The sequence below is a fragment of the Bradyrhizobium sp. SZCCHNPS1003 genome (assembly GCF_032381555.1).
GTDB lineage: Bacteria > Pseudomonadota > Alphaproteobacteria > Rhizobiales > Xanthobacteraceae > Bradyrhizobium.
In genome coordinates, this window is sequence record NZ_JAUHIU010000010.1 from 46,222 (window position 1) to 68,456 (window position 22,235).

Sequence of the window (22,235 nt, forward strand, 5' to 3'; positions counted from 1 at the left end):
GGGTCAGGATTGCGTGGCCGCAGCGGCCTTCGCACGTTGAGAACGTGACAGCAACAGGGTCAGCACCGCCGATACCACCAGCAGCCCGGCGACGAAATAGAGCCCGCCGTTGAAGCTGCCGGTCTGGTCCTTGATCCAGCCGATCATCGCTGGACCGACGAAGCCGCCGAGATTGCCGATCGAGTTGATGGTCGCGATGCCCGCCGCGGCGGCCGAGCCGGACAGGAACATGGTGGGCATGCTCCACAGCGGCGGCTTCGAGGAGGAGATGCCGACATTGACGAGCGTGAGCGCGGCGAGCACGGCGGCGACACTGGTCGACAGCCCGGCCAGCCAGAGCCCGACGGCGGCGACGACGCAGGCCAGCACGACGTGCCAGGTGCGCTCGGTGGTGCGGTCGGAATGGCGCGCCCACAGGATCATGACGACCACGGCCACGGTCGGTGGCACCGCGTTGAGGAAGCCGACGGCGAACGACGACAGGCCGAACTGCTTGATGATCTGCGGCGCCCAGACGCCGAGCGTGTAGAGGCCGGCCGAGGTGCCGAAATAGACCAGCGCGAGCGCGAGCACGCGGATGTCGGCCAACCCGCGCCAGATGCTGTGGCTGGCGGTGGCGGCCTTGCTCGCCAGCTCGGCATTCATCGTGCGCACCAGCCAGTCGCGCTCGTCGTCGGCGAGCCAGCGCGCCTGCTCCGGACGATCGGTCATGTAGGCGAGCACGACGAAGCCGAGTAGCACCGCCGGCAGCGCCTCGATCAGGAACAGCCACTGCCAGCCCTTGAAGCCGAGAATGCCGTCCATCTCCAGCAGCGCGCCGGAAACCGGCGATCCGAGCACGGTCGACAGGGGCGCTGCCGCCATGAACAGCGCGGTGACTGCGGCGCGCTGCCGTGCCGGGAACCAGTAAGACAGATAGAGGATGATGCCGGGAAAGAAGCCGGCCTCCGCCGCGCCGAGCAGGAAGCGCAGCACGTAGAAGCTCGTCGGCCCCTGCACGAACGCCATCGCGGCCGACACCAAGCCCCAAGTGATCATGACCCGGGCGATCCAGATCCTTGCGCCGAATCTGTCGAGGGCGAGGTTGGACGGCACTTCGAACAGGAAATAGCCCCAGAAGAAGATGCCGGCACCGAAGCCATAGGCCGAGGCTGAAAGCCCGATATCCTTGTTCATGGTCAGCGCAGCGAAGCCGACGTTGACGCGGTCGATGAAGGCTACGAAGTAGAGCAGCATGATGAAGGGCACGATGCGCAACGTGATCCTGCGCAGCACGCGCATCTCCAGCTCTCCGGCCATCGTCACCTCCCTGTCCCGTCTTGTCGTTGATCTGACAAGCGTAGGCGGCGGACCGGGCCGGCTTCAATGCTCGCATCATTATACAAAAAAATGATATAATCCGGCCCATCGCCTCATCAGGACCCCGCCATGGAATTGCACCAGCTCCGCTGCTTCGTGGCCGCCGCCGAGGAGCTGCATTTCGGCAAGGCGGCGCAGCGGCTGCAGATGCTGCCCTCGGCGCTCGGACGCCAGATCAAGCTGCTGGAGGAGGATCTCGCGACGCCGCTGTTCGCTCGCACCACGCGCGCGGTGTCGCTGACCGAGCACGGCACGACCTTGCTGCGCGACGCCCGGGCGATCCTGGCCCGCGTCGAGGCGGTCGAAACCGGCTTCCGCCGCCGCGCGCGCGGCACGAAGGCGCAGCGGCTGCGCGTCGGCGCCATCGACAGCGCGGCCGCCGGGCTGCTGCCGCAATTGCTGCACGATTTTCGCGCGCAGCATCCCGACATCGCGGTGCAGCTCATGGAGGAGAAGACGATCCGGCTGCTGCCCAAGATCCTGTCCGGCGCGCTCGACCTCGCCTTTGTCAGGCCGCCCGAGCGCACCGATATCAGGCTCGAATTCCGCGCGCTGCTCAGCGAGAGCGCCGTGGTGGCGCTGCCGCAGCGGCACCGGCTGGCCTCGCGTGCCGCGCTCTCGCTCGCCGACATCGCCGACCAGCCGCTGATCGTCCCGGACCGCCGGTCGCGGCCGCACAGCCACGACCTCACCATGAAGCTGTTCGCACAGGCCGGGCTGTCGCCGGATATCGCGCAGTTCGCCGATGAGAAGCAGACCATCGTGCATCTCGTCGCCGCGCGACTCGGCATTGCCATCGTGCCGCGCTGGACCTCGCGGCTCGCGGTCTCCGGCGTCCGCTTCGTGCCGCTGCGGATGACACGCGGCAGCACCGCCGGACGGCTTCCGCTCGCGGCCGTCTGGCTGCGCGGCTCGCGCGATCCGGCGCGCGAGGCCATGCTCGGCGTACTCGACGCGCGGCTTGCGAAATACGCCCGCGGTGCCTGACCGCAAAATCCGCCGAACATCCTACCCCAGCGGCGCCTCCGCGACGTCGAGCAACGCGCCGAGGCCATGGCGCAGGCTGCGCATCGGCTGCTGCTCCGAGGACAGGCCGAGTGCCAGCAGCGAGCGGCCGGTCACCGCGTAGACATGGCCGAAGGGCAGCGACTGCGGCTGTGCATCCGGCTGGTTGGTGTCGAGCAGCGCCAGCCAATTATGGCCTTCGGGCACGGACGGAAGCGTGAAGTTCACGACGTCGAAATGCGCGTTGTAGACCAGCAGGAGCGTCGCATCCGAGCCACGCCGCTTGACGCCGGTCTCCTGGGCGCGGCCGTCGAGCAGCATGCCGAAACAACGCGCGTGATCGTCAGTCCACTGCTCCGTCGTCATCTCCTCGCCCGACGGGTCGAGCCAGGTCACGTCGTTGACGCCGAGGTCCTCATTGTGCGAGCCGATCAGGAAGCGGCTGCGATAGAGGATCGGAAACGCCTTGCGCATGGCGATCAGCTTGCGCGTGAATTCGCGCAACGCCCGCCCCTGCGGCGTGATGCCCATCCAGTCGAGCCAGGTGGTCTCATTGTCCTGCGCATAGGCGTTGTTGGTGCCGTTCTGGGTATGGCCGAACTCGTCGCCGGCCAGCAGCATCGGCGTGCCATGCGACAGCAGCATCGTGGCCAGCAGATTGCGCTTCTGGCGCTCGCGCAACGCGGTGATCTCGGGATCGTCGGTCGGTCCCTCGACGCCGCAATTCCAGGAGTGGTTGTTGCTGTGGCCGTCGCGATTGTCCTCGCCATTGGCCTCGTTGTGCTTGTCGTTGTAGGAGACGAGGTCGTTGAGGTTGAAGCCGTCATGCGCGGTGATGAAGTTCACGCTCGCCCAGGGGCGGCGGCCGCGCTTGTTGAACAGATCGCCCGAGCCGGAGATGCGCTTGGCGAAATCGGCGAGCGTGCCGCCATCGCCCTTCCAGAACGCACGCGCGGTGTCGCGGAACTTGTCGTTCCATTCCGCCCAGCCCGGTGGAAACTGGCCGACCTGATAGCCGCCCGGACCGATGTCCCAGGGCTCGGCGATCAGCTTGACGCTCGACAGCACAGGGTCCTGACGACAGGCATCCAGGAAGCTGCCGCCCTCGTCGAAGCCATAGGGCTCGCGCGCCAGGATGGTGGCGAGATCGAAGCGGAAGCCGTCGACCCGCATCTCGGTCGCCCAATAGCGCAGGGAGTCCGCGACGAGCTGCAGCACGCGCTGGTGCGACAGGTTCACCGTATTGCCGGTGCCGGTGTCGTTGATGTAGTAGCGTTTCTGGTCCGGCATCAGCCGGTAGTAGCTGGCATTGTCGATGCCCTTGAACGACAAGGTCGGCCCGAGCTCGTTGCCTTCGGCGGTGTGGTTGTAGACCACGTCGAGGATCACCTCGATGCCGTTGGCGTGGAACTGGTTGACCATGGTCTTGAATTCGGTCGCGAACGGCGTCTTCAGATAGCGCGGCTCCGGCGCGAAGAAGCCGATCGAATTGTAGCCCCAGTAGTTGCGCAGCCCCTTCTCGACCAGATAGCTGTCGTCGATGAAGGCGTGGATCGGCAACAGCTCGGCCGAGGTGATGCCCAGGGAGCGCAGATAGGCCGGAATGTCCTGATGCGCGAGACCGGCGAAGGTGCCGCGGTCGGCCTCGGGCACCAGCGGATGCAGCTTGGTGAAGCCCTTGACGTGCATCTCGTAGAAGATCGTCCGCTCCCACGGAATTTCCGGCTTGCGTGAGGTGCCCCAGGTGAAGGCGGGATCGATGACCCGGCACTTCAGCATCAAGGGCGCACTGTCGCGGTCGTCGAACGACAGGTCCTTGTCGGCGTGATCGAGCCGGTAGCCGAACAGCTCCGGCCCCCAGCGCAGGTTGCCGACGAGCTGCTTGGCATAGGGGTCGATCACGAGCTTGTTCGGATTGAACCTGTGACCGGCGTCCGGCTCGTAGGGTCCATGCACGCGATAGCCATACACCGTGCCGGGCCGCGCGGCCGGCAGGTAGCCGTGCCAGACCTCGTCGGTGTATTCGGGCAGCTCGATGCGCTCGAGCTCGAACTCGCCGGTCTCGTCGAACAGGCACAGCTCGACCTTGGTCGCGTGCGCGGAAAAGATCGCGAAGTTGACGCCGAGCCCGTCCCAGGTGGCGCCGAACGGAAACGGCCGGCCTTCGCTGATCCTGGTCTTGCGCAGGTTGAATGCGGCCCGCGTCAACGCGTCACCGAGGTCGGTGCGTTGGTCCATCCTTTGCCCCCTTCGTCCGATTCCCCAGATCGATTGCCGGGGGTCTCGATGATCAGCGTCGATTGCTAGGTTGCCGCTGGCGTCTCGTCCGGCACGATCACTTCCGCCTTGGTCTCGGTCACCGTCACCGACGCGATCACAGCTCCTTCCGGCGCTGCCTTCGCGGCTCGCTGCTGCGCGACTTCCTTGGTGATGGCAGCGATGGAGTTGCCGATGCGTTCGACCATCTCGGACAATTCCCCAGGCGACATCTTCAGCCGCTTGGTCACCACGCGGACCTGGGCCTGATCGGTCATGTCGAGCTTGTTGCGGGACGGCTGAATCTTCGGACGGCGCATCGGGAGTCCTCCTGCATGCCAGCTAACCTTGGCTGCGGAATTTGGTTCCCGCGACGGGCTCCCTCCCCCCTGGGCATCGCCATGAACACGTGCGTCACTGCTCTCGCGGCGCCATGCGCCCGAGTGATGTCATCGGTATTGCCCCCTGATCAGGCAGAGGGCGCAGGGAATGCCGGGAGCTGGCCGCCCCCATGGCCCGCCTGCAGAAAAAAGCAGGCGGCAGTCACCACAGGTTCAGCCGAGACATCCCGGCATTCCCCGCGCGATGGTTTTCACGCTTAATTCGCGATCTCCTCGGTGTACCGGCTTGTTAGTCACCGTCGCCCTCGGGATCATCGCCCGAAGACTTGGCGCCAGCATCGGGGCGCCAGGACCACGCGACTTCGCGTCCGCAAGCTGCCGTTCGTCCGCGCGAGTCGCCCCACGCTGCGGCATCCTACAGCCACCGCATCCCGCGCCCAACGTTCCGTGACGATCGCGAAGCGCCCCTCTTGAGGAGCACGGGATGGAGACAATCAAGCACGATTTCCGAAAAATGGCAACAGATTTATTTTTCTCAGAAATACAGACTGGTTCCGATCAGCCCGAGCAAGCATCGGGCGGCGCGTGCCCGCTCCGTTGACGATTGGGGTGTTGTCAAATCGCAATCGGCGCCTACCGGGGAGGCCGACGGCGGCTTGGCTCAGACGGGCGTTGTACATAGGGGTTCGGCAAGCACATGGCCGACATGCCCGCAGCCCCCGCTCTACACGCCTCCCACGACCTGTACTGGCACGAGATTGTGCTGGAACCGCCCCACTCCCATGTCTGGAGGCACACCGGATCAATCCCATCGAACCGTTGAGCTGCGGCCGGAGCGGTTGCAAGCACTGTGATCGAAGTCATGAGGAGAAGCGCGCGCATCATCACACATCATGGCACGAGGCTGACCAATCCGAAAGGGTCTGCCGGCGCGGCGATCTCGAACTCGGGTAAAGCCCTTTGCCGCAGACGACGCTGCCGTAGGGTGGGGCAAAGCGACGCCAAAGGCGGCGCGTGCCCACCATCGGCGGCGCTGGGTGCGGGCGGTGGGCACGGCGCGCGCGAAAGCTCGCCCGACAGGCCTCGCCCCGGCGCGCCTTTGCCCACCCTACGGTCCCTCGTCAATCATGACCGGCCCGGTGACCTTCTTCCGAATGGCCTCGACCGCAATCCTGTCCCGCCCTACCCGAACAGATGCGCCAGCCAGAACGCGGCGCCGGCGGCGAGGCCGCCGACCAGCGCCGTCTGCAGCGCCGACTTGATCTTGTTGACGCCGGTGAAGTGGCCCTTGATGGCGCCGAAGATCAAGAGCGCGATGCCGGTTGCGACCACGGAGATCCGGAGTGCGGACGAGATGTCAGGCGCCAGCATGTAGGGGATCAGCGGGATCAGGCCGCCGATCACGTAGGAGCCGCCGATGGTCACGGCGCTGACCGGCGCGCGCTTCGGATCCGGGCGTTCGAGACCGAGCTCGAAGCGCATCATGAAGTCGACCCAGCGCTTGCGATCGGACGCGATGGCGTCGACCACGGTCGCCAAGGCCTGGCCTTCGAGACCATAGCCGCGGAAGATCGCCGCAACCTCCTCGACCTCGCGGCCGCGAAGGTGCTCGATCTCGTCGTGCTCCCGCTTCTCCTCGGCGGCATAGTGCTCGGCGTCGGAGCGGGCGGCGAGATAACCGCCGAGCCCCATCGCGATCGCGCCGGCGACGACCTCGGCAAGGCCGGCGGTGACGATCACGTCGGTCTTGGCGACCGCAGCCGAGAGACCGGCGGCGAGCGCGAACGGCACGGTGAGCCCGTCGGCCATGCCGATCACGACGTCGCGGACGACTTCCGACGCGGTGAAGTGCTTTTCGATGTGCGGCGTTGCCGGCATGACGGCCTCCGATGGCGTGATCGACGGAGGCCTCTTAGCAGGCCCGGATGACAGGACCGATCACCGCAGTCCCGGCACCATCCGCCGCAGGGTGCGATCGTGCAGCCAGTAATGATGCAGCAGCGCCGCACCGGCGTGCAGGCCGATCAGGATCATCAGGCCATTGGCCAGCGCCTCGTGCATCTCCTTCATGTCGTGGGCGAAGCCGCGGTCGCCGACCCAGGGTGAGGCGATCTCGAACAGGCCGAACACCGGCAAGCCGTAGCCGCGGGCAAACTGGGTGACGATGCCGAGGACCGGAATGGCGAACATGATGCCGTAGATCAGCAGATGCGTGATCTCGCCGACGTGAACGGTCCACGCGCCGAATTTGGTCGCTTCAGGCGCCGGCGGCGGATCGGCCAGACGCCAGGCCAGGCGCGCGAGCGCAAAGCCCAGCATCGCCAGCCCGAGCGAGACGTGCATGAACAGGCCCGTGTCATGAGAGCCGCGTGGCAGGATGTCGCCGAGATGACCCGAGATCCAGGCCGCCGGCACCAGCACGGCGACGATCCAGTGCAGCCCGATCGCGACGGACCCATACGCCTTGGCGGAATTTCGAATACGCATGATCAGCTTCCTTCGACCATTGGGCACCCCCGCGGTGGCAAGCCGCGCGGGGCGTCATGACCTGAGGTAATAGCTGACCGGGGGCGTCGCGCCGCTGACGCGGGATGTCAGCCTGCTGTCAGAATGGACGGCGCCGGGGTCGCCTGGGACATCGCGGGCTGCGGCCAGCGGAGCGCCGAGACGATGGCCGGCGCGATCGTGATCCTGGCGCCGCCCAGCTCGGAACGGCCGATCTGCAGCCGCCAGCCATAGGCTTCGAGCACGTCCTGCACGATCGCGAGCCCCAGCCCGCTGCCCGGCCCCTGCTCGTCGAGGCGGCCGCCGCGCTCGAGCACGCGGCCGATCTTCGCGTCCGGAATGCCCGGACCGTCATCCTCGACGATGACGATCAGAGGGGTCGCATTCGCGACGATGCGAACCGTGCTCGCCGCATGACGCGCGGCGTTCTCCAGCAGATTGCCGAGCACCTCGGCGAGATCCGTCCGATCCATGCCGACGCTCAGGCCCGGGGGCACCTCGCCATCGAAGCTGACATGGGCGGCCGCCGGCGTGCGGCCGAGCGTCCCGAGCAGCGCATTCACCAAAGGCGCGAGCTCGGTCGCGGCCTCCGGCCCGCCGCGGGCCTTGCCGCGCAGCCGCGCCAGCGCCAGCTCGCGATCAACCTGCCGGCTCATCGCCTCGGCGACATCCTCGATGTTGCGCGCCAGCTCGAGCTGGCCGAGCTCCCTCAAGCGCGCGGCGTCGGCCGTGAGGGCGGCGAGCGGCGTCTTGAAGCCGTGAGCGAGATCGGCCGCACGGCTGCGCGAGCGCATGATCTCGCGCTGCTGCGCATCGAGCAACGCGTTGACCTCCTCGACCAGCGGCGCCACCTCGGTCGGCACGTCCACGGGAAGATGCTGGCGCCGACCGCTGCGGATCTCGGCGACGCCACGGCGCAGCACGCCGAGCGGACGCAGGCCGAGAGTGACCTGAACCGACGTGCCGACGGCGAGGATGACGGCCAGCACGGCGAGCGCGATCGACAGATCCTTGGCGAAGGTCAGCACCGCGCTGGTGGCACCGTCGAGGCCGTAGGCCACGGCCGCGCGCACGCGGATCTGGCTTTCCGGATTCATCAGGATGCCGCGCTCGGCGACCAGCACGTGTTCGCCATCCGGCCCGGCGAGCTCATGCTGATGCACGTCGCTCGGTCCGGGCTCGTCGATCGGCAGCGGCAGGATGGTGTCCCACAGCGAGCGCGAGCGCAGCAACTGGCCATGATCGTCCGAGATCTGCCAGTACAGCCCCGACAGCGGCACCACGAAGCGCGGATCGGCCGGCGGCCGCGCGACCACGATGCGCCCTTCCGCATCGACCTCGAGGCCGTTCAGCAATTGGCGCAGGTGAATATCGAGATCGGAGGCGAGCGTCCGCGCGACGTGGCGCTTGAACAGCACGACCATGCCGAAGCCGGCGACGCCGAGCGCGACCAGCAGCGCGATGGTGCCCGCCGCCACCAGCCGCAGCCGCAGCGAGCCGAGCCTCATTCCGCCGTCTCCGGGATCATGTAGCCAAAGCCGCGGCGGGTCTCGATGATGTCGGCGCCGAGCTTCTTGCGGACGCGCCGGATCAGCACCTCGAGCGCGTTGGAGTCGTGCTCGTGGCCGAGGCCGTAGACGTTCTCCTCCAGCTCATGCTGCGGCACGACGCGGCCGCTCTGCCGCAGCAGATAGGCGATCAGCCGGTATTCGAGCTGCGACAGCGTCACCGGCACGCCGGACAGGCTGACCTTCATCTGGCGCTCGTCGAGCGTCAGGTCGCCGGACGAGAGCACCGGCGCCGCACGGCCGGCGGACCGCCGCACGATCGCGCGCAATCGCGCCAGCAGCTCCTCGTTGCGAAACGGCTTCGGCAGATAGTCGTCGGCGCCGGCATCGATGCCGTCGACCCGCTCCGCCCAGCTCGCGCGCGCCGTCAGGATCAGCACCGGCATGTGTCGCCCCGCGCCGCGCCAGCGCTTCAGCACCGACAGGCCGTCCATGCCGGGGAGGCCGAGATCGAGGATCACGGCGCCATAATCCTCGGTGTCGCCGAGAAACCAGGCCTGCTCGCCGTTGTCGGACGTTTCGACCAGATAGCCCGCCGCCTGCAGCGTCCGCGCCAGGTCGGACGCCAGCCGCGGATCATCCTCGACCAGCAGCACACGCATCTACTTTTCCTCGATCCGTTCGATCTCGCCGCTGCGCGCATCGACATAGACCTCACGCACGCGGCCATCGCGGCCGATCACCCGAAACTCATAGCGCCAACGGCCACGCAGGCGCTCGACATCGATCCCCATCACGTCGCCGGCGACCCGGCCACGCAATCTCGGCAGGATCTGCGACAGCGGCAAGACGTCGCCCGCCTCCACGGCATGACGCATGGCATCACGGCGCTCACGATCATCCTCGCGCGCCACCGTCGCCGCGGACGCAGCCGTCGAGATCAGCATCGCAGATGCCGTGATGCGCATGAACCGTCCAATTTGAGGCAAATGCATGATCCTTCCGGGGCCTGACGCCGTCATCTTCAGAGATCGTCGTCATTCGTTGCGCTCTCGCCACTGGTTCGAATTGCGGGGCACGAATTGCGGAGCATTCGCAAATGCTACCGAGGTGGTGCGGATGATAGTTTGAACTTCCGATGTCGGAATTGCGCATCAGACAGATGCGGGGGTGGAAACTCGCACAGGATCGGCATCCTGCCCGAGGCAAGCTGACTCCCCGCTGACACGACCCGACGGGATGCCGTCAGTCTCGTTGCAACATGATCGCTTCAGGACGGAGCGAGCCGGGGGCGGTGAGTTCGGAGACGAGCATGCGTAAGACGATGACATTGGCAGCCGTGCTGGCGGGGCTGGGCGGCATCTTGGCCATGTCACAAGCCAGCCGGGAGACGGCGCCCACGCTGGTGCCGGTAGCCCGTGCCGTGGACGGCGGTCTTGAAGCTGATCTTGGAGCTGGTCTTGGAGCTGGTCTTGGGGCCTACCCGCATCTTGCGGCGCTGCATGCGCGGGCCGAAAGCCCGCCGCTGAGCTACGAGCCGGCCCGCCGCGAGCGCGAAGGCGACGACGACGATCAGGACGAGCCGCGGCGGTGAGGCGAACCGCCCCTGGCGAAGCGCCGCGCGGAGCTAGGCCGGCAGTCCCGCTTCGTACCAGCGACGCGTCGCCCTGACGATGCGCACGACCGAGAGCATCACGGGGACTTCGACAAGAACCCCGACGACCGTCGCGAGCGCGGCCCCCGAGTCGAGCCCGAACAGGCTGATCGCGGCGGCAACCGCCAGCTCGAAGAAATTGCTGGCGCCGATCAAGGCGGCCGGAGCCGCGACGCACCAGGCCACGCCGAGCCGGCGGCTGAGCCAATAGGCGATCCCCGCGTTCAGATAGACCTGGATCAGGATCGGCACGGCAAGGATCGCGATGACGACCGGCTGCTTCAGGATCTGCTCGCCCTGGAAGCCGAACAGCAGCACGAGCGTACCGAGCAGCGCCGCGAGGGAGACCGGTTGCAGCACCCGCAAGGTGCGCTCCAATGCCCCGCCCTTCGTCCGCAACAAGGCGCGACGCCAGAGTTGCGAGATGATGACGGGCACAACGATGTAGAGCAGCACCGACAGCAGCAGGGTGGTCCATGGCACCGAGATCGAGGCGACGCCGAGCAGCAGGCCCACCAGCGGCGCGAACAGGAACACCATGATGACGTCGTTGAGCGCGACCTGGCTCAGCGTGTAGTGCGGCTCGCCCTCGCACAGATTCGACCAGACGAACACCATCGCCGTGCACGGCGCCGCGGCCAGCAGGATCAGACCCGCCACGTAGGACGACAACTGGCTTGCGGGAAGCATCGGCGCGAACACATGGCCGATGAAAACGCTGCCGAGCAGAGCCATCGAAAACGGCTTGATGGCCCAGTTCACGACCAGGGTGACGCCGATGCCGCGCCAATGCTCCTTCACGTTGCCGAGCGCGGCGAAATCGATCTTCAGCAGCATCGGAATGATCATCAGCCAGATCAGGGCCGCGACCGGCAGATTGACCCGTGCCACCTCCGCCGACGCGACAGCCGCGAACAGCCCCGGCATGAGATGGCCGAGACCGATGCCTGCGACGATGCAGAGCAGGACCCAGACCGTCAGATAGCGCTCGAAGATCGTCATCAGATCAGGCCACGTCGGAGCGGAACGACGTTGCCCCCTCGCCCGTCCCGATCTCGCGCAGCCGCGTGCCGAGCGACATCGAATCGATGCGACCGAGCGGCAGATTGATGAAGGCGTCGATCCTGTTCTTCAGATAGCGGAAGGCGGTCGTGAACGCCGCGAGCTTCTCCAGGTCCGTGCCTTCGGCCGCCGCCGGATCCTCGATGCCCCAATGCGCGGTCATCGGTTGCCCCGGCCAGATCGGACACGCCTCGCCGGCGGCGTTGTCGCAGACGGTGAAGACGAAATCCATCGCCGGCGCGCCGGCGACGGCGAACTCGCTCCAGCTCTTCGAGCGCAGATCGTCCGTCGGATAGTCCATGCGCCTGAGCAGCTCGAGCGCCAACGGATGCACCGCGCCCTTGGGCGTGCTGCCGGCCGAGAAGGCGCGGAAGCGGCCGGCGCCGTCCTTGCGCAGGATCGACTCGGCCAGCACCGAGCGCGCCGAATTTCCGGTGCAGAGGAACAGCACATTGTAGACGCGGTCAGACACGATTCTTCTCCTTGCGCTTGGGCGGACAGCAGGGGGTAAGGCTTGCGACGACGGGCGCGCAGACCTCCGGTCGGCCGCCGCAACAGTCCTGCAGCAGAAACAGCGCGACCTTCTGAAATTGCGCGAGGTCGATGCGGTAGACGATCGATCGGCTGTGCCTGATCGAGCTGACGAGGCCGGCGCGCGCCAACACGGACAGATGCGCCGACAGCGTGTTCTGCGGCACCTCCAGCAGACGTGCGAGCTCGCCGGCCGGCAGACCGTCGGGCTCGTGCTGCACCAGGGTGCGAAAGGCCTGCAGGCGCGTCGGTTGCGCCAGCGCCGCCAAGGCCAGAACGGCTTGTTCGTTTTCCATATATCCAGAATTATCGATATATAGAGTCGGCGTCAAGGCCGACGAGCTCGAATGGTCGTTGTCGACGAACGGAGACGACGCGCCCGAAGGCTCATCGCAAGCGCAGGCGGGTGCCGTCGACGATGAGCTCGCCGTCCCGTTCCATGCGCGCCAGGGCGCGATAGAGCGCCTCATGGGTGACGCCGAGCTCGGCGGCCCAGTCCTTCTTCGACCGGCCGAGCTCGACCTCGCCGCCCTCCCCTTCGGTCTCGATGAAGTGGACGATCCGCTCGCGCGCCGTCTTCAGGCTGAGCCGCTCCGACTGTGCCCGGACCGTGCGCAACTCGCGGGCGAGATGGTCGTACCATCGGTCCCTGATCTCGGGACGGCGCAGCACCTCGGCGAAGGCCTTGCGGTCGATCGCGAGCAGCGCTGAATCCTGCGCCGCGACGGCGTCGCAATGATACGACGCCTGATCGAGGCTGGCCTCGGCGAGAAAGCCCCGCCGCGCACGCTGCAGGATGATGTCGTCGCCGGCGCGCGAGCGGCGCAGCAATCGCACCTCGCCGGTCAGCACGAAGAACATCGCCCGCGGCCGATCACCCCGACAGAACACCGTGCCCTGGTGCGGCACCTGGATGTGCCGGGTCTGCAACCGCGCGGCCGCCGGCAGAGCGGCAAGCAATGGCGACAGCCGTGCAAGGGCGCGCCAGTCGAGCGACGGGCGCGTGCCCTCGGGCGGGAGATGGATGATCCTCGGCATATGATCAGGATCATATGTGCCGCCGGCTGCGCGGTCTAGGGAAGACGTCACCGCGTTCGCTCAAATGGAGGTCCTCATGCGCCTGCGTCTTGCCGCCATTGTGCTGGCCTTCGTTGCGTCCGCCGGCATCGCCACGGCGCAGCACCACGGCCATCACGACCACGGCAGCCACGGGGCGCTTCCGCCAGACCCGCGCGAGCGGGTGGCGTTTCCGCCCGATCTCGCCGAGCACACCCTCGCCAACATGCGCGACCATTTGCTGGCGCTGCAGCAGATCAACGACGCGCTGGCGGCGGGCGAGCCGGACAAGGCAGGCCAGATCGCCGAGCAACGCCTGGGGATGAGCTCGCTGCGGCTGCACGGCGCCGCTGAGGTCGCCGGTTTCATGCCGCAGGGCATGCAGGAGGCCGGCACCGCCATGCACAAAGCGGCGAGCCGGTTCGCCATCGAAGCGCAGAACGCGGGCGTGACCGGAGACCTCAAGCCGGCGCTGAAGGCGCTCGGCGAGACGATGGCCGCCTGCGTCGGCTGCCATGCCGGCTACCGGCTGAGATAGCGCGCCGGACAACCGACCGCGCGCGGCGCGCGCTCATGGATATTTCCAATATTCTAGAAATATCGTTTGACTCCGGCGGGCCGCATGCCGCATCCTTCACGCCATGAAGCTCGATGACGCCGCTGCCCGCCTGGAAGCCCTTGGCAACACCACGCGCCTGAAGATCTACCGCGCGCTGGTGCGCGCCGGGCATGCCGGGATGCCGGTCGGCCGGCTGCAGGAGCGGCTGAAGGTCCCGGCGTCCACGCTGTCGCACCACGTCAAGACGCTGGTCGCGGTCGGGCTGATCTCGCAGATGCGCGAGGGCACGACGCTGGTCTGCCATGCCGAATACGACGTGATGCGGTCCCTGCTCGGCTTTCTGGTTTCCGAATGCTGCGTCGAGGAGCGCGACTGCGGCACCGCGAGGCCGGCCGCTTGATGATCTCGCCTTTTAATTCGATATTTCTAGAAATATAGGAGTAATAAATGACGGACGCCAAGACGGTCGCGATCATCGGCGCCGGCCACTCGGCGATCGGCACCTTGATCGACCTGGCCGCATTGGCCGAGGACGCGCCGGGCACGCAGGCGATCTGGCTGTTGCGCAGCGACGATCCCGCGAAGGCGTTCGGCGGCGGCAGCGCCGTTGAAGCTGCCGGAGACCGGCGTCTGCACCCGCGGCGGACTGGAGAGCATTGCAGCCCTGTCCGGCTGCTGTGGCGGACCGGCGCCGTCCGGCGTAGACAGTTGCTGTGCCGATGATGCCAAGGCCAAGGAGGCTGGCCGCAGCGGCTGCGGCTGTTCGTGACGTAGAGCCAAGCAGAGGTCTAACGGAATGCAGGCACGACGGCTGGGCGTGGTCATCGCTCTCGGCACCGCCCAGACGCTGGCCTGGGGATCGAGCTACTATCTGCCGGCGATCCTCGCCGACCCGATCGCCAGGGATCTCGGCCTGTCCAACAACTGGTTCTTCGGCGCGTTCTCGGCCTCGCTGATCATCTCCGGCCTGTTGGGTCCGCGCATCGGCCGCCAGATCGACCGCGTCGGCGGCCGTCAGGTGCTGTGCGCCTCCAACATCGTGCTGGCGATCGGGCTGGCGCTGCTCGGCCTGTCGCATTCGCTGTGGGTGATGGCGCTGGCGTGGCTGTGGCTCGGCGTCGGCATGGGGCTCGGCCTCTATGACGCCGCGTTCGGCGCGCTCGGGCGCATCTATGGCAAGGATGCACGCGGCGCGATCACCGGCATCACCCTGATCGCGGGCTTCGCCTCCACCGTCGGCTGGCCGCTGAGCACGCTGGGGCTCGCGACGATCGGCTGGCGCGAGACCTGTTTCGCCTGGGCGATCGCGCACCTCGTGATCGGCCTGCCGCTCAATTTGTCGCTGCCGCGTGCGACCCAGATGGCGCCCGGCGAGATGCCGACCGGCAAGCCGAACATCCCGCTCGACCGCCCGATGGTGCTGATCGCGTTTGCGATGGCCGCGGCCTGGACCGTGACCGCGGCGATGGCGGTGCATCTGCCGCGGCTGATGCAGGCGTTCGGCGCTACGCCGGCGCAGGCGCTGTTCGCAGGCATGATGATCGGGCCGGCGCAGGTCGCCGCGCGGGTGTTCGAGGCCGGCTTCCTCAGCCGCTTCCATCCGCTCGCCTCGGCGCGGCTCGCCTGCATCACCCATCCGATCGCCGCCGTGACGATCGGGCTGTTCGGCGGCGGCGCCGCGGCGGCCTTCGCGCTGCTGCACGGCTCCGGCAACGGCATCCTGACGATCGCTCGCGGCACCCTGCCGCTCGCGATCTTCGGCCCCGTCAACTACGCCTACCGGCTCGGCCTGATCGGGGCGCCGTCACGGATCTGCCAGGCCTTCGCGCCGCTGCTGTTCGGCCTGCTGATCGACGGGCTCGGCCGCGGCGTGCTGATCGTGTCGGCGAGCCTCAGCCTGTCGGCGCTCGCCGCCTTGATGCTGCTCCCGGCCGGGCGCGCCGAGGCGGCGGTGCCGCGCAGCACGACCGACAAGGCGGCCTGAGCCGGTAGCACTTCCTTAACCAGCTTGCTGCGCCCACAGCCCAACCTGCCGCTGCGGACGGGCATCCTGGGGCGCATATACGGAAAGTTGAAGGTTGGATTGAAGGATACCCGTGGTCATACGGGGGTGTTCACCACACGATGGCATTGCAGCGCAAACACATGCTTCGTGTCGGGGCGGTGGCCGCCTGCGTCGGGATCTTCCTGGCCGGCGCCGATTTGGCCGTGACCGCGCTGATCGGCAACCAGACCGCGCGGCAGCTCAGCGAGCTCAGCAAGGTGGCGTTGCGCCGTTCCGAGGCCGCGATCGACTCGGCCGGATCGATCCTGAACCGCCTGATCGCGAAAGGACCGATGGATTGCAGCGCCGTCGCGCTACAGGCGCTGCGCCTTCACGTCTATCAAGGCACCATCATCAAGGACATCCGCACCGTCGATCGCGGCGGCGCGGTCGAGTGCGCGGCCTATTCCGAAACGCTCGAATTCGACAATGGCTGGGCGCGGCGCGACGAGATGTTCAAGTCCGCCGACGGCGAGCTGCGGCTGTTCCGCGTCGAGCAGTTCACCGGCGCCGCGTTCGGCGTGATGCGCGACATCGACCCGCAACGGTCGCTGGCGGCGATCCTGCGCATCGACGGCAACCTGCTGGACGTGATGCCGGTCGGCCTGCGCGCCGAGAGCAATGTCACCCTGACCCTGCCCGATGGCGAGCAGGTGGCCGGCTATCAACCCGATACATTAGCCAAGACGCCGGCGCAGACCGTCGCCTTCACCACCGTGTCCGACCGCTATCCGCTGCAGGCCACGATCCATGTGCGACCGCAGAGCCTGAGCGCGCGCCGCGACCTCGCTTATCTCCTGACGATGCTCGCCGCCGGCACGCTGGGCGGCATGTTCGGCCTGCTGCTGGCGAGCTATCTCAGCCGTCCGGTGGACCCGGTCGCCGAGCTCGATCGCGCGCTCGCGGCCAACGAGTTCAAGCCCTATGTGCAGCCGACCTTCCGACTGAAGACCGGCGACATCGTCGGCTGCGAGATCCTGGCGCGCTGGGAGAAGCCGGACGGCCGGCTGATCCCGCCGATGAGCTTCATCCCGCTCGCCGAGAGCACCGGCCGCATTGAGAAGCTGACCTGGCAGCTTCTCAAGACCGCCTTGCGCGAGCTGCAGCCGGAGATGAAGCAGGACAAACTGTTCAAGCTGTCCGTCAACATCACCCCGCGCCATCTGCTCGGCGACCGCTTCATCGACGATCTGCGTAACACGGTCGCGTCGTCATCGGTCTCCCCCCGCCAGGTCGTGCTCGAGGTCACCGAGCGCGAGGAGCTCGCCGATCTCGCCAAGGCGACTGATGTCGTGAAGGAGCTCAGCGAGCTCGGCTTCCGCGTCGCGCTCGACGACGTCGGCATCGGCCATAGTGGCCTGTCCTATATCCAGCGGCTGGGCGCGCGTATCCTGAAGATCGACAAGTTCTTCGTCGACGCGATCACCCGCGACCAGTCCGCCATCGTGGTGGTGCAGATGCTGGTGGCGCTGGCGCGCGAGCTCGACATGTCCGTGGTCGCCGAGGGCATCGAGCATCAGGAGCAGGTCGACGCGCTGATCGCCTGCGGCGTCGAGGAGGGCCAGGGCTATCTGGTCGCGCCGCCGCTGTCGCTCGGCCGTTTCAAGCAGTTTCTCGACGTGCGCCGGGCCTCGGCCGTTCCCGGCCAGGCCGGCGAGCCGGAACTGGCCGCGTGACGGGGAGCCCGCGCGCGTCGGGCACACGCCTCACTGCCTGGTCATCTGTCCGCGGATCTCGCCGCCCGGGTTCGCCTGAGTGTGGACGTTGGCGTACCATTTGCCGGCCAGCAGATCGGCCGCCTGCGCATCGGTGATCACGGCGGAGCCCGTGATCGGCGGCTCCGGGCTCTTGAACGGCAGCACGATGCCGGCGTTCTTGCCGGGCTCGCTGGGCCCGTGGAAATGCGCGCCGATCGGCGGGCCGCTGAGGCCGGAGAAGGTAACCTTCCAGCTCAGCGTCTTGGTTGCGGTATCGAAGCTCGCTTCGGCCGCGCCCGACGCGGCGGACGCGTTCGGCGGCACCTCGTTGGCGGCCTTGAGTTCAGACTTCAGAACGACGGTTTCAGCATGAGCGAGTGGCGCGGCCGCGACGCAGGCGACGGCGAGCAACGCCAAATGAACGAATGTCCGTCCCATGGTTTTCCTCCTAAATCGTTTTGTGCAGTCTCGGTGTTCGAGACCCCAGGGGCAAGCCGATATTCCGTGGAACGCGTTAACAGCCCAGGCATGGGCAGCGGCCCAGGCCGCGTTGATTGAACAATCCCGACCCCTGTGCCAAACAGGACGGGAACACAAAGGCCTCGAAAGAAAGCCATGGCGGATCGAATGGTTGCTTCCAAGACGGCGCGCGGCAAGGTGGGGCGGCCTCCGCTCGAACGTGCCGGCGAGGTCGAGGAGCGCATTCTCGACGCGGCAAAGACGGTGTTCCTCGCAAACGGCTTCGAAGGCGCGAGCGTCGACGAGATCGCGCAGACCGCGCGCGCCGGCAAGCCGACCATCTACGCGCGATTTCCCAGCAAGGCCGCGCTGTTCGCGGCCGTCATCGGCCGCCAGGCCGCGCGCAACACGCAGTATGAGAACCTGGCGCCGCAGGGCCGCACCTTCCGCGCCCGGCTGATCAGCCTCGGGCTCACCTTGATCGAGCGCGCCTTCGTCGAGGACACGATCGGCCTGATGCGCACCGCGATTGCGGAGAGTCCGCGCTTTCCCGAGCTGACGCTCGAGATCCAGGACACGGCGCGCAAGCGCGCCACCTGCAATGTGAGCCACGCGATCGGCGAGCTGGCGCGCGCCGAAGGTCTCGCCGGCAAGGGCGCCTTCTCGGCCGACCGCATCGAGGACAGCGCACGGATCTTCCTCGATCTCGTCGTGTTCGCCGTGCTGATCCGCAGTCTGCTCGGCGAGGACATGCGCGCCCTGAAGAAGGAAGCCCAGGCGCATGTCGAGAAGCGCGTCGACTTCTTCCTCGCCGCGACAACGTGATCCTAAATCTTTTTGTCCTTGCGCAGCTCCGGAAAGATCGTCTCGTCCTGCAGGATCACGTCCGCGGTGCGCTGATAGTGCGCCGTGAGCAGCGCAACCGCGCGTTCGGTGTCGGCGTCGAGCACGGCGCTCACGATGTCGGCGTGCTCGTCGCCGACGGGGCGTGACGGAAACGCCTTGCGGATCGACAGCCGGCGGTAGCGATAGAGCTGGTCGGCAAGCTGGCCGCAGAACGCGATCAGCGACTGCGAGCCGCAGTTCGAGATCAGGACCCGATGATAGATCCGGTGCAGCCTCTCCCACTCCGGATTGTCCTCGAACGTCGTCGCGCTGAGCGAGCGCGGCGCGCGGCTGAGCCGATGCTGCGCCAGCACCAGTTGCTCCTCCCAATCAGGCGTCGCCGCCGCCATCGACTCGCGCAGCGCCAGCGCCTCGACCCAGCAGCGCGTCTTGGTCAGCTCGGCGAGCTCGGCGCGGCTGATGTCCTTGACGTAGAAGCCGCGCTGCTCGCGCACCTCGACCAGTCCGTCGGCAGTCAGGCGGTTGAGCGCCTCGCGCAGCGGCGTCTGCCCGGTCTCATAGGTCTCGGTCAAGAACCGCATCTGCAGCTTGCGCGACGGCGCCAGCCGGCCGGACAGCAGGTCCTCGCGCAGCCGGTCATACACATGACTCGCCTGGGTCGACGGGCCCTGCCCCTCGGCCTCCAAAACCGCATCCACGTCCGATCTCCTCTGAATCAGACGACATATATAGAGCCGGGCCACAGAACATAAAATTTATAAATTCTGATTGATTTCGATTTTTTCTGTAATAAAAGGGACGAGCCGGTTTCGCCGGCCAGGGACAGAAACGTCGCGCGTCCTCACCCGGGCATCGCGCAGGAGGACACGCTCATGACCCGGTTTCCGGTCGCGGCTCTCCGCAGCGTCGATCTGGGCACGCCAGATCTCGCGCGTTCGGAAGCGTTCTATCGACAGACCTGGGGGCTGGAGCGCGTCGCTGAGGCCCACGGCATCGTCTACCTCCGTGCAACCGGCAGCGACCATCACGTCGTGGCGCTGCACCGGAGCGAGCGCACCGAGCTGCAGGCGGTGACATTCCGCCTCGCCGAGTCCAGTGAATTCGATGCCGTCGGCCGCAACGCCATCCATGAAGGCGCGACGCTGATCGCAGCGCCAGCGCCGAACCTCGGCCCCGACGGCGGCGTGATCATGAGCCTGCGCGGCCCCGAAGGCGGCGTGCTGCGCTTCGTGCATGGCGACATCAGGCACGACGCCAAGCCGCCGCGGCCCGAGCTCCCGGAGCGGCTCGCCCACGTCAACCTCAACAGCACCGATGTCGATCGTTCGGCGGCATTCTACCAGAAGGCGCTCGGCTTCCGCCTGACCGACCGCTCCGCGGCGATGGCCTTCGTTCGCTGCAATTCGGACCACCATGCCGTCGTGATCGCTGCGGCGAAGGTCAACGGGCTCAACCACGTCGCCTTCCTGATGCCGACCTGGGAGGGCGTGATGCGCGGCGCGGGCCGCATGATCGATGCCGGTCATCCGATCGCCTGGGGTGTCGGACGCCACGGCCCCGGCGACAATGTCTTCGCCTACTTCATCGATCCTGTCGGCACCGTGATCGAATACACCGCCGAGGTGCTGCAGGTCGACGACGACTACGTCGTGCGCGGGCCGGAGCATTGGGTCTGGCCGCCCGGCCGCACCGATCAATGGGGCATCGCTCCGCCCAAGGCCGAGCACGTCAAGTCCGCGCAGCTCGCGGTCGGCTACGCCGCCTGACTCATTCTCCAACTCCGAGTTTCCATGTCCGCCACGTCAGATCACAAGCATTTCGAGGCCGTCATCATCGGCTTCGGTCCGACCGGCGCCATCGCCGCGAGCCTGCTCGGCACGCAGGACATCAAAACGCTCGCGATCGACCGCGCTATCGACATCTATGACAAGCCGCGCGCGATCGCGCTCGATCACGAGATCATGCGGCTGTTCGACAATCTCGGCATCGCCGAACAAGTCAGCCGCTACGTCGCGCCGTTCCCCGCGTCCGAGCATTTCGGCGCGCAAGGGCAGTTGATCCGCCGCATCGACATGGTCGGCGAGCCCTATCCCCTCGGCTACACGCCGAGCATGGTGTTCACGCAGCCGCCGGTCGAACAGGTGATGCGCGATCGTGTTCACCGCTGTCCTTCCGTCACGGTCGAGCTTGGCACGACCTTCGTCGCAATCCGGCAGGATGCAACGGCGGCGACCATCACGCTGCAGCGGGCGGACGGCACGATGCACGAGGTCACCGCGGACTATGTCATCGCCTGCGACGGTGCCTCGAGCACCGTGCGCCAGCAGCTCGGCATCAGCTTCGACGATCTCGACTTCGACGAGCCGTGGCTGGTGGTCGATCTTCTCGTGAATGACGGAGGCGTCAGCAAGCTCCCCGCCACCGCAGCCCAATTCTGCAATCCCGCGCGTCCGACCACCTACATCATCGGTCCCGGCGACCATCGTCGCTTCGAGATCATGCTGCGAGCGGGGGAAGACCGCCAGGCGATGGAGCAGCCGGAGCAGGTCTGGCAGCTGCTGTCCCCCTGGCTCTCTCCGGACGATGGCGAGCTGTGGCGCGCGGCGAGCTACCGCTTCCATGCGCTGGTCGCGCGCCGCTGGCGCCAGGGTCGTGTCCTGCTCGCCGGCGACGCCGCGCATCAGCAGCCGCCCTTCATCGGCCAGGGCATGTGCCAGGGCCTGCGCGATGCCGCCAATCTGTGCTGGAAGCTCGCGCGCGTGTTGCGCGGACAATCGACCGCGGCCCTGCTCGACAGCTACGAGATCGAGCGCAGCACGCATGTGCGCGAGCTGACCACGCGCATCAAGGCGATCGGCCGCGTCATCTGCGAGCAGGATCCGGAGGCCGCAGCGGCACGCGATGCGCGTATCCTTGCCGAAGGCGGCGGCGTGCCGCGCACCATCACCCGGCAGGAGATCGTGCCGCCGCTGACGCAGGGATTGCTCGCGACCAAGGCAAACGCGGCCAATGGCACGCTGTTTCCGCAGCCCTGGATCGTCGGTGATGGCGGGCGTGCCCTGCTCGATACCGTCGCCGGCACCGGATGGCGGCTCGTCCTCGACGGGCGGGGTGCGCTGAACTCGAGCTCGATCGACGCTGCCACCCGCGACGCCGGGATCAGTGTGATCGTCATCGGCGGTCACGGCTTGCACGAGGAGAGCGCCGTCGTCGCACGCTGGTTCGAACGCCACGGCTGCAGCGCCGCGCTGGTGCGACCCGACCATTATGTCTACGGCGTCGCGACGGACGCGCCGGAGCTCGCCGCGCTGCTGAGCGAGTTGAACGAACGACTGCACTAATCAAAACAAGAG

The 22,235-nt window shown here is 67.2% G+C and carries 24 protein-coding genes and 1 pseudogene; 10 read left to right on the forward strand and 15 right to left on the reverse strand.

The features are described from left to right. Positions 1 to 3 precede the first annotated feature (3 nt). Positions 4 to 1,299 carry a D-galactonate transporter gene (locus tag QX126_RS17840; protein WP_315782633.1) on the reverse strand — a complete coding sequence of 432 codons (1,296 nt, stop codon included), beginning with the start codon at positions 1,297 to 1,299 and terminating at the stop codon, positions 4 to 6. Between the two features lie 129 nt (positions 1,300 to 1,428). Between QX126_RS17840 and QX126_RS17845 the strand changes: the two genes are divergently transcribed. Beyond that, positions 1,429 to 2,346, forward strand: a complete 918-nt coding sequence (locus QX126_RS17845; RefSeq protein WP_315782634.1) for a LysR family transcriptional regulator — start codon at positions 1,429 to 1,431, stop codon at positions 2,344 to 2,346. 21 nt (positions 2,347 to 2,367) lie between these two features. On the opposite strand, the gene glgX is transcribed toward QX126_RS17845, so the two are convergent. From glgX to QX126_RS17885, 8 genes are all read right to left on the reverse strand, one after another. Continuing rightward, positions 2,368 to 4,602, reverse strand: a complete 2,235-nt coding sequence (gene glgX / locus QX126_RS17850; protein ID WP_315782636.1) for a glycogen debranching protein GlgX — start codon at positions 4,600 to 4,602, stop codon at positions 2,368 to 2,370. Positions 4,603 to 4,667: 65 nt separating this feature from the next. Beyond that, a complete protein-coding gene (locus QX126_RS17855) occupies positions 4,668 to 4,940 on the reverse strand; it encodes a DUF3606 domain-containing protein (RefSeq protein WP_315738834.1) in 273 nt (90 codons plus the stop codon). 654 nt (positions 4,941 to 5,594) lie between these two features. After that, a complete protein-coding gene (locus tag QX126_RS17860; RefSeq protein WP_315782638.1) occupies positions 5,595 to 5,846 on the reverse strand; it encodes a DUF3551 domain-containing protein in 252 nt (83 codons plus the stop codon). A 297-nt stretch (positions 5,847 to 6,143) separates the two neighbouring features. Further along, on the reverse strand, positions 6,144 to 6,839 hold the full coding sequence (locus QX126_RS17865) for a VIT1/CCC1 transporter family protein (protein ID WP_315782639.1): 696 nt from the start codon (positions 6,837 to 6,839) through the stop codon (positions 6,144 to 6,146). Positions 6,840 to 6,899: 60 nt separating this feature from the next. Beyond that, the gene (locus QX126_RS17870) at positions 6,900 to 7,448 is read right to left on the reverse strand and encodes a cytochrome b (protein ID WP_315782641.1); all 549 of its coding nucleotides are present in this window, start codon (positions 7,446 to 7,448) and stop codon (positions 6,900 to 6,902) included. A 107-nt stretch (positions 7,449 to 7,555) separates the two neighbouring features. Further along, a complete protein-coding gene (locus QX126_RS17875; protein ID WP_315782643.1) occupies positions 7,556 to 8,974 on the reverse strand; it encodes a HAMP domain-containing sensor histidine kinase in 1,419 nt (472 codons plus the stop codon). Next, on the reverse strand, positions 8,971 to 9,636 hold the full coding sequence (locus tag QX126_RS17880) for a response regulator transcription factor (protein ID WP_315782645.1): 666 nt from the start codon (positions 9,634 to 9,636) through the stop codon (positions 8,971 to 8,973). The genes QX126_RS17875 and QX126_RS17880 overlap by 4 nt, the downstream gene beginning before the upstream one ends. Continuing rightward, positions 9,637 to 9,942 (reverse strand): PepSY domain-containing protein, encoded by a 306-nt coding sequence (locus tag QX126_RS17885; RefSeq protein ID WP_315738841.1) that lies wholly within the window; start codon positions 9,940 to 9,942, stop codon positions 9,637 to 9,639. A gap of 344 nt (positions 9,943 to 10,286) precedes the next feature. On the opposite strand from QX126_RS17885, the gene QX126_RS17890 reads away from it, so the two are divergent. Continuing rightward, positions 10,287 to 10,568: a hypothetical protein gene (locus QX126_RS17890; RefSeq protein ID WP_315777164.1), complete on the forward strand. Its 282-nt coding sequence runs from the start codon at positions 10,287 to 10,289 to the stop codon at positions 10,566 to 10,568. 33 nt (positions 10,569 to 10,601) lie between these two features. Here QX126_RS17890 and arsB read toward each other — a convergent pair whose 3' ends face one another. The 4 genes from arsB to QX126_RS17910 form a co-directional block, all read right to left on the reverse strand. After that, a complete protein-coding gene (gene arsB, locus QX126_RS17895; protein ID WP_315782647.1) occupies positions 10,602 to 11,630 on the reverse strand; it encodes an ACR3 family arsenite efflux transporter in 1,029 nt (342 codons plus the stop codon). 4 nt (positions 11,631 to 11,634) lie between these two features. Then, positions 11,635 to 12,162 (reverse strand): arsenate reductase ArsC, encoded by a 528-nt coding sequence (locus QX126_RS17900; RefSeq protein ID WP_315782649.1) that lies wholly within the window; start codon positions 12,160 to 12,162, stop codon positions 11,635 to 11,637. Beyond that, positions 12,155 to 12,517, reverse strand: a complete 363-nt coding sequence (locus tag QX126_RS17905; RefSeq protein WP_315738847.1) for a metalloregulator ArsR/SmtB family transcription factor — start codon at positions 12,515 to 12,517, stop codon at positions 12,155 to 12,157. The genes QX126_RS17900 and QX126_RS17905 overlap by 8 nt, the downstream gene beginning before the upstream one ends. Before the next feature lie 91 nt (positions 12,518 to 12,608). Beyond that, positions 12,609 to 13,259 (reverse strand): Crp/Fnr family transcriptional regulator, encoded by a 651-nt coding sequence (locus QX126_RS17910; protein ID WP_315782651.1) that lies wholly within the window; start codon positions 13,257 to 13,259, stop codon positions 12,609 to 12,611. A gap of 76 nt (positions 13,260 to 13,335) precedes the next feature. Here QX126_RS17910 and QX126_RS17915 point away from each other — a divergent pair, with 76 nt between their 5' ends. The 5 genes and pseudogenes from QX126_RS17915 to QX126_RS17935 all read left to right on the forward strand — a co-directional run bounded on the left by QX126_RS17915 (position 13,336) and on the right by QX126_RS17935 (position 17,556). After that, complete coding sequence (locus QX126_RS17915; RefSeq protein WP_315782653.1) at positions 13,336 to 13,815, forward strand: hypothetical protein; 480 nt, start codon at positions 13,336 to 13,338, stop codon at positions 13,813 to 13,815. A 103-nt stretch (positions 13,816 to 13,918) separates the two neighbouring features. Then, complete coding sequence (locus QX126_RS17920) at positions 13,919 to 14,236, forward strand: metalloregulator ArsR/SmtB family transcription factor (RefSeq protein WP_315712726.1); 318 nt, start codon at positions 13,919 to 13,921, stop codon at positions 14,234 to 14,236. A 59-nt stretch (positions 14,237 to 14,295) separates the two neighbouring features. Further along, positions 14,296 to 14,605: pseudogene (locus tag QX126_RS17925) on the forward strand (hypothetical protein); the annotation flags it as partial. Between the two features lie 27 nt (positions 14,606 to 14,632). Next, on the forward strand, positions 14,633 to 15,820 hold the full coding sequence (locus QX126_RS17930; RefSeq protein ID WP_315773336.1) for an MFS transporter: 1,188 nt from the start codon (positions 14,633 to 14,635) through the stop codon (positions 15,818 to 15,820). 161 nt (positions 15,821 to 15,981) lie between these two features. Continuing rightward, the gene (locus tag QX126_RS17935) at positions 15,982 to 17,556 is read left to right on the forward strand and encodes an EAL domain-containing protein (protein WP_315782655.1); all 1,575 of its coding nucleotides are present in this window, start codon (positions 15,982 to 15,984) and stop codon (positions 17,554 to 17,556) included. Between the two features lie 30 nt (positions 17,557 to 17,586). Here QX126_RS17935 and QX126_RS17940 read toward each other — a convergent pair whose 3' ends face one another. Then, the gene (locus QX126_RS17940; RefSeq protein ID WP_315738854.1) at positions 17,587 to 18,015 is read right to left on the reverse strand and encodes a CHRD domain-containing protein; all 429 of its coding nucleotides are present in this window, start codon (positions 18,013 to 18,015) and stop codon (positions 17,587 to 17,589) included. 189 nt (positions 18,016 to 18,204) lie between these two features. Between QX126_RS17940 and QX126_RS17945 the strand changes: the two genes are divergently transcribed. Then, entirely contained in the window at positions 18,205 to 18,861 is a 657-nt protein-coding gene (locus tag QX126_RS17945; protein WP_315777158.1) for a TetR/AcrR family transcriptional regulator, read from the forward strand. Between the two features lie 2 nt (positions 18,862 to 18,863). Here QX126_RS17945 and QX126_RS17950 read toward each other — a convergent pair whose 3' ends face one another. Next, positions 18,864 to 19,580 carry a GntR family transcriptional regulator gene (locus QX126_RS17950; RefSeq protein WP_315777157.1) on the reverse strand — a complete coding sequence of 239 codons (717 nt, stop codon included), beginning with the start codon at positions 19,578 to 19,580 and terminating at the stop codon, positions 18,864 to 18,866. A 174-nt stretch (positions 19,581 to 19,754) separates the two neighbouring features. Here QX126_RS17950 and QX126_RS17955 point away from each other — a divergent pair, with 174 nt between their 5' ends. Further along, positions 19,755 to 20,648, forward strand: coding sequence for a VOC family protein (locus QX126_RS17955; RefSeq protein WP_315782656.1), 894 nt, complete (start codon positions 19,755 to 19,757; stop codon positions 20,646 to 20,648). A gap of 24 nt (positions 20,649 to 20,672) precedes the next feature. Beyond that, entirely contained in the window at positions 20,673 to 22,223 is a 1,551-nt protein-coding gene (locus tag QX126_RS17960; RefSeq protein WP_315782658.1) for a bifunctional 3-(3-hydroxy-phenyl)propionate/3-hydroxycinnamic acid hydroxylase, read from the forward strand. The last annotated feature ends 12 nt before the right edge of the window (positions 22,224 to 22,235 follow it).